Raw genomic sequence first — 5,884 nt, 5'->3', positions numbered from 1 at the left:
GGCGTCGAACGAGAACCACCACCAGAAGAAGGCCGGCGGCGGATAGATCGGCCAGTCGCCGAGCATGAACCAGGGCGCCCCAAGCTGGGGCTGATAGGCGAGCGCTGCGGCCGTCCATTGCGTCGCGGCCCAAATGGCTGCGAGCACGATCAGGAAGACCGTGAAGACCTGACCCCAAAGGATTTTGGTTGCCGACATGGCACCGAGGTCGATGCGTACCGGACATCAAATCAAGTCACTGTTATTGTTGAGGGAAGTCTAGCGTAGAAATACAGGGAGTAGCGTAGTTTAGTCTGCTATGTTTTCGACGGTGATCGATTGAACGGTCCCGTATGTCGCGCGCTATCAGAGCGGACAGATCGAGAACAAGGTGCTTTACCAACCAGAATGGGTATGATACCCGATCCAAGTTCGGGCATCATACCCGAACCGGAGAAAAATGGTGCGTCTAATCGGATCGCGGGATGTCCTGAAGCTGACCGGGCTTTCGGCTGATCAGCTGCGCGAATGGACCGTGCGGCGCAGGCTCATTCATCCGGACGTCCCGGCATCACGCCAGGGTCAGCAGGCTCAATTCGGCTGGCAGACAGTGCTGTTGCTCCGGCTCGCCGTCGTTATGCGCAGCCGGTTCCATGTCGAACTCCAAGTCCATCGCGACCTGCTGCTTCGCGCACGCGAGCTATTGAACGGCCGGTCCTTTCCGGGCCTGTGGAACCACCGGCTCGTTATCTTTGGACTCGATAGCTGTGCGCTGCTCGGTGGTAGCGATCCGTTGCCGGCCGACCAGGATGCAATCCTGCTTCGGCTCAACGCCCATCTTGAGGCGCTGTCGCAGGGCTTCGGCGTCTCCGAGCCGATCGCGCAACTCCCTCTCTTTCCGGCGGTGGGATTGCGCCGAAGCGAAGCGCCGGCTGACGCAGAGGGCGGCATCATGCTGCGCACTGCCGAAGGTGACGCGGCGTGACCGCGCTCGCCAGAATCGAAGCGGGACTGCGTGCGATCGGCTATCGACCGGAATCGCTCATCCACGACTATAGCTTCGCCGATGTGCTGTCGGAGGCGGGCGAGGAACAGTGCGTCGCACTTGCCGCGTTCACACAAGTTCCCGAATCCTATCGCTCGGCCGCCTTTGGCGTGATTACCGGCACGCACGATGCGGACGCCGTGCTACGCCGCCGGGCGCTCGGTGCGCCGATCTTGTTCTCGATCAGCCCTGAAGATGTCGGGGTCTGGCGGGTCGGCGCGGAAGGCAAGCCACGTCTGAGCGAACGGGTTCCGCTCGACCAGCTGGACGCGCTGTTCGAGCGCAATGCCGACAATTGGAACCCACACGCGGTTCACCGCGCCAAGTCGCTGGCCCAGACCCAGACGGCCTATCAGCTCGACTTCGTCGATCTGGGACTGATGCCGGCGATCGAACATGAGATCGAAGTGAAGCTCGATCGGCTGCTCGGCGAAGTCATTGCCCAACTGCTGTCCGGGATCGACGATCCGCAACGCGAAGAAGCGGTTTTCCGCACCACCTTCAGGCTCCTTGCCGCCAAAATCCTGATCGATCGCCAGCATCCTGACGCGACATCATGGACCCATGCGCCGGTGCGCGATGTGCTCGCCGGCATCGAGACCTATTATCATCTCGATCATATGCTGCGGCCCGCGGTCGATGCCCTTCCGTCGTCGGCCGTGGAGACTGCATGGACGACGCTTCGCGGCGCCATCACCTTCCGGAACATTTCGTCGGACAGTTTGGCATTCGTTTACGAAAACACGCTGGTGACGGCTGACACGCGCAAACGCTTCGGCACGCACTCTACCCCCAGACAAGTGGCTGAATATGTCGTTGGCCAACTCGATCTCGGCCGCTTCGATCTTGAGGACATAACGATCTACGAGCCGTTCGCTGGCGCGGGTATGTTCCTCGTCGCGGCACTGCGGCACCTGCGCGATCAGCTTCCCGATACGCTCACCGGCGAGGAGCGGCACGCTTTTCTCGTCAAGCGGATCAGCGGTGCGGAACTCGACAGCTTCGCCTGTGAAGTCGCGACGCTATCGCTGATCCTTGCTGATTACCCCAACGCAAATGGCTGGAAAATCGCATCCAAGGACTTGTTCGAGAAAGACGCGCTTCGAGCAGATGCCGCTGGCAAGCGCATCGTCCTGTGCAACCCACCCTGGGAGGACTTCGACAGCGAAGAGCGCCAGCGCTATCCCGAGATGGCGGCAAAGTCGTTCTCGAAGCCGATGGCGGTGCTGCGGACGCTCATCGAAGCCAAGCCCCAAGCGCTGGGTTTCGTTTTGCCGCAAGGCTTTCTCCGCCAGAAGCAATATGGCGAACTGCGCCAGCTGCTCGCTGACACATATGACCGGATCGAGCTGACATCGCTTCCTGACCGCATCTTTCAGCGTGCCGGGCTGGAGGCGGCCGTGATCATCGCCACCGGCCAGCGCGACGCTGATGCGAAGAATCTTCCGAGCCAGTTGCGCTCCGTCGAAGTCACCGACCGAGGCCGTCCGGATTTTCTCATGACGGGTAAGGTCACCACCGAGCGCCGCCGCACCAAGCTGGTATGTTCGGGGGACCTTTGGATTGGTGCGCTCGACGAGGTCTGGGAATATCTGGCGGACTATCCCGTGCTTGGTGGTCAAGCCGAAGTTCATCGCGGCCTTCAGTGGATCAGCCAGTCTGCCGGCTGGAGCGCAGTTCCTCGGGAGGGCTTTGCCAGAGGAATTTTCAAGCCCGCGGACTCGCTTCTTCAATTTAGTATCACCACGACCGGCTTCGTCGATATGCGCGAGGAATCCGCATATCGGTTCGGTCCACTCACGCGCGCCTGGGACAAACCCAAAATACTGGTCAACGTGGCGCGCCGGTCGCGTGGCCCCTGGCGGCTGGATGGCGCGCTAGACGCGAGCGGGCTCGTGCCGTCGCAGGCGTTCTTTGGCATCTGGCCGACCACATCAGACCTGCCAGTGGAAGCGATCGAAGCGCTGATCAACAGCCCGCTGGCGAGCGCCTTCGTCCTCGAGCGGGCCTCGAACCAGCATCTCACCAATGTTGTTATGAAGCAGCTGCCGTTGCCAAAGCGGGGCGCGCTTGGTGACGTGGTCGCCGCAGTGTGGCGCTACCGCGACGCGCTTGGCGCCGCCGCAGCCCATGCGCTACGCACGCCCGAGATCGACGAGCGGTTGGAAGGGTTGCTGATCGATATCGACGCGCAGCTCTTGAAGGCCTTCGATCTGCCTCCTCGTCTGGAGCGACGATTGCTCGAAGCGTTTCGTGGACATGAAGCTGAACGGCGTGTCGCACATACCTTCAAGGGCTGGTTCCCAGAGGACTTTACCGCCTACCTCCCGCTGCACGAATATGTCGGCCCGCTGCTACGCGAAAACACTGGCGCCTGGGCGCTCGAAGTCTTCACGCCGGCACCGGAGCACGAGGTTGAGCGGCTCAGGCGCTACGTCCAGTAGCGGATGGACACCTATCTGCTCGATACGAACCTTGTGTCCGTGCTCTATGACGCGCGGAGGCCCAATCATATCGCCGTCCGCCAGGCAGTCGCCGACTTACCGGCGCAAGCCGCGCAGCTCGTATCGGTAGTAACGGTCGGCGAGCTCAGGTTCGGGTTAGCGCTCGCGCGCGCCGCAAGCCAGCCGCTCACGCACATTGAAGCGTGCCTCGTCAGCACCGAGGCACACCCGTTGGCCGAAGTCACACGGCACACGGCAGATGCCTTCGCGACCGTTAAATCGAGCGTCGCGCTGGCGCGGATCGACATCAGGCGCCGTATTCCACGCTGGGTCGAGGCCTGGACCGATCGTGTGAGCGGCCAGCTTCTGCAGATCGATGAGAATGATCTCTGGATTGCGGCACAAGCGCTTGAACGAAACTATGTCGTCGTCACCTCCGACCGGGATTTCACTCAAGTGATTGCGCCGGTGGTTCCGGACCTTCGCGTTCTTCTCGTCTGAGCGACTCCTTCTTTTGCTTCAGCTCGCTCTCGGCCCCAAACCCTTCCGCTAAAGGCCCAGCCCTCGGCCGCGCCCGAACGACCAATCTACCCCGCCGCCCGTACGCATGACGCCGGAGATGTGCTTGCCGATCTGGCGGTCGAGCGAGGGCGACCAGGGCACGAGCTGGAAGCTCAGGCCATTGTCGATCATGGCGAAGCGCCCCGAGGCGAGCGTGATCCGCTGGCGCACCGTGCCCGCGACATACTCCCCGGCCTTGGACGGCGCGTGCGGCTGGCCGATCTCGGCCGACAAGTCCTTGGCGGCCGCGTCCAGCTCGCGGCGGCGGAGCGTGTCGAGCAGGTTGCGCGCGAAGATGATCCGCTGTCCCTGCCGCCGCGCGAGCCCCTCGTCGGCGAGATGCTCGGCGCGGGCCTCCATCGCGGCGCGCACTTCGGTCCCGAACCCGCCGCCGAGATCATGGCCGTCGCCTGACAGGTTGCGCCGGTCGAGCCAGGTCGCACCCGGCGCGCGGACCTGCGCCTCAAGGTCCATGTCGGAGCGCACGGCCAGCGCCACCCGCTGCCGGCCTTTCCGGTCCTCGAAGCGGCGCAGCTCGACGATCGCGCCGGGCCGGCAATCGCCGGTCGCCTCGATGTCGGGAAGCTGGACATGGTGGGTGCGGCCGCCGATCCCGTCCACGATCGCATAGGCTTTGCCGGTCAGCTCGTCATGCAGGCCGCGATCGACCAGCCGGCCGATAACGGGCTGAGCGGGATCGGCGTCGAGGACATAGCTGCCGGCGCCCCGGTCGATGCCGCGGTCGCTCATCGCCTTGTGCATTCGCTTGATGATGTCGTCGCGCTCGCCGAGTTCGCGCAGCGCCGCCTGGGCATCGCCGGCCAACGTCCACTGGCCGGGCGCGATCTCGCTGGCGAGGCCGAGCCGCTCCAGCTTGCGCAGCCGTCCCATCCTCAGCACATGGTCGCCGTCCGGCCGGACGCCGGGCTCGGGCGCCATGTCGATCAGGCCGTTGCGCTGCATGGTCCGCGACAGGTCGCGGTCGATCTCGGTCCAGCGCTCGGCTTCGATCTGCCGCTCCAGCGATTGCCGGATTTCAAGGTCGGTGCGCGGGCCGAGTTCTTGGGTGACGATCTCGCGCGCCTGCGCCCGCATCCCTTCGCGGATATAGTCGCGCGAGATGATGAGGTTCTGCCCGTCCTCGCCGACGCCCCGCACTATGATGTGGATGTGGGGATTGTCGGTGTTCCAGTGCTCGACGGCCCGCCAGTCCAGGCGGGTGCCGAGATCCTTTTCCATGCGGGTCATCAGCTCGCGGGTGAAACCCTTGAGGTCGCGCATCTGCTCGGCATCCTCGGGCGAGACGATGAACCGGAAATGATGCCGGTCGTCCTCGCAGCGGGCGGCGAACTCGTTGCGGTCGAGGCCGTCTGCGTCGGCGCCGAACAGCACGCCCCGCTCGCCGTCGCGGGTGACGCCATCGCGTTGCAGGTAGTTGAGATGAGCCGCGAGCGAGGCGCGGCCGCCATGCCGGACCACGCGCGCCTTGACGATGACCTGGCGCGATCGGTGGCCGAGCCGATGGGTCGCGCGGACGCTCGCCACGCGGCCCCGACCGAAGGTCGAGCGGCCCGGCGCGACGATCTGGCCGCGGCGCGAGACATGGCCGCCGGCCCGCTGCGCGGCGGCGAGCGCTTGGACGATGATCGGCAGCGCCCGCTGGCTACCGCGCGAGCGGATACGGCCTGGCCGGAGGCGGAAATCGTCGTCGCGGCTCATGCCGGGACAGGCCGCAATGTGCGGCAAACCCTGCGCGCTGCTGGTTTCCAGCCAGCGCCGCACAGTGCGGGATTTCCGCACACATTGCGCAGCAATGCCCGAAAGCCTTGAGAATCAAGGCCACAACCGAGGCGCA

The 5,884-nt window shown here is 64.4% G+C and carries 4 protein-coding genes and 1 pseudogene; 3 read left to right on the top strand and 2 right to left on the bottom strand.

Annotated features, from left to right (window positions below):
- Positions 1–198 (bottom strand): annotated as a pseudogene (locus AX735_RS21485) (conjugal transfer protein TraG); the annotation flags it as partial.
- Positions 199–439: 241 nt separating this feature from the next.
- Here AX735_RS21485 and AX735_RS21480 point away from each other — a divergent pair.
- From AX735_RS21480 to AX735_RS21470, 3 genes are read left to right on the top strand one after another with little or no spacing between them, the layout of a single operon-like run.
- Positions 440–964, top strand: coding sequence for a hypothetical protein (locus AX735_RS21480; RefSeq protein ID WP_017502706.1), 525 nt, complete (start codon positions 440–442; stop codon positions 962–964).
- A complete protein-coding gene (locus AX735_RS21475; protein WP_017502707.1) occupies positions 961–3,468 on the top strand; it encodes an HsdM family class I SAM-dependent methyltransferase in 2,508 nt (835 codons plus the stop codon). Before AX735_RS21480 ends, AX735_RS21475 begins: the two co-directional genes overlap by 4 nt.
- A gap of 3 nt (positions 3,469–3,471) precedes the next feature.
- The gene (locus tag AX735_RS21470; protein WP_017502708.1) at positions 3,472–3,969 is read left to right on the top strand and encodes a PIN domain-containing protein; all 498 of its coding nucleotides are present in this window, start codon (positions 3,472–3,474) and stop codon (positions 3,967–3,969) included.
- Positions 3,970–4,017: 48 nt separating this feature from the next.
- Here the strand turns inward: AX735_RS21470 and AX735_RS21465 are convergent, their stop codons facing one another.
- Entirely contained in the window at positions 4,018–5,748 is a 1,731-nt protein-coding gene (locus AX735_RS21465) for a VirD2 family relaxase/mobilization nuclease (protein ID WP_066284638.1), read from the bottom strand.
- Between the last annotated feature and the right edge of the window lie 136 nt (positions 5,749–5,884).

Source organism: Blastomonas sp. CCH1-A6 (assembly GCF_001556365.1).
Lineage (GTDB): Bacteria > Pseudomonadota > Alphaproteobacteria > Sphingomonadales > Sphingomonadaceae > Blastomonas > Blastomonas ursincola.
This window is presented reverse-complemented; position numbering and strand designations above follow the sequence as displayed.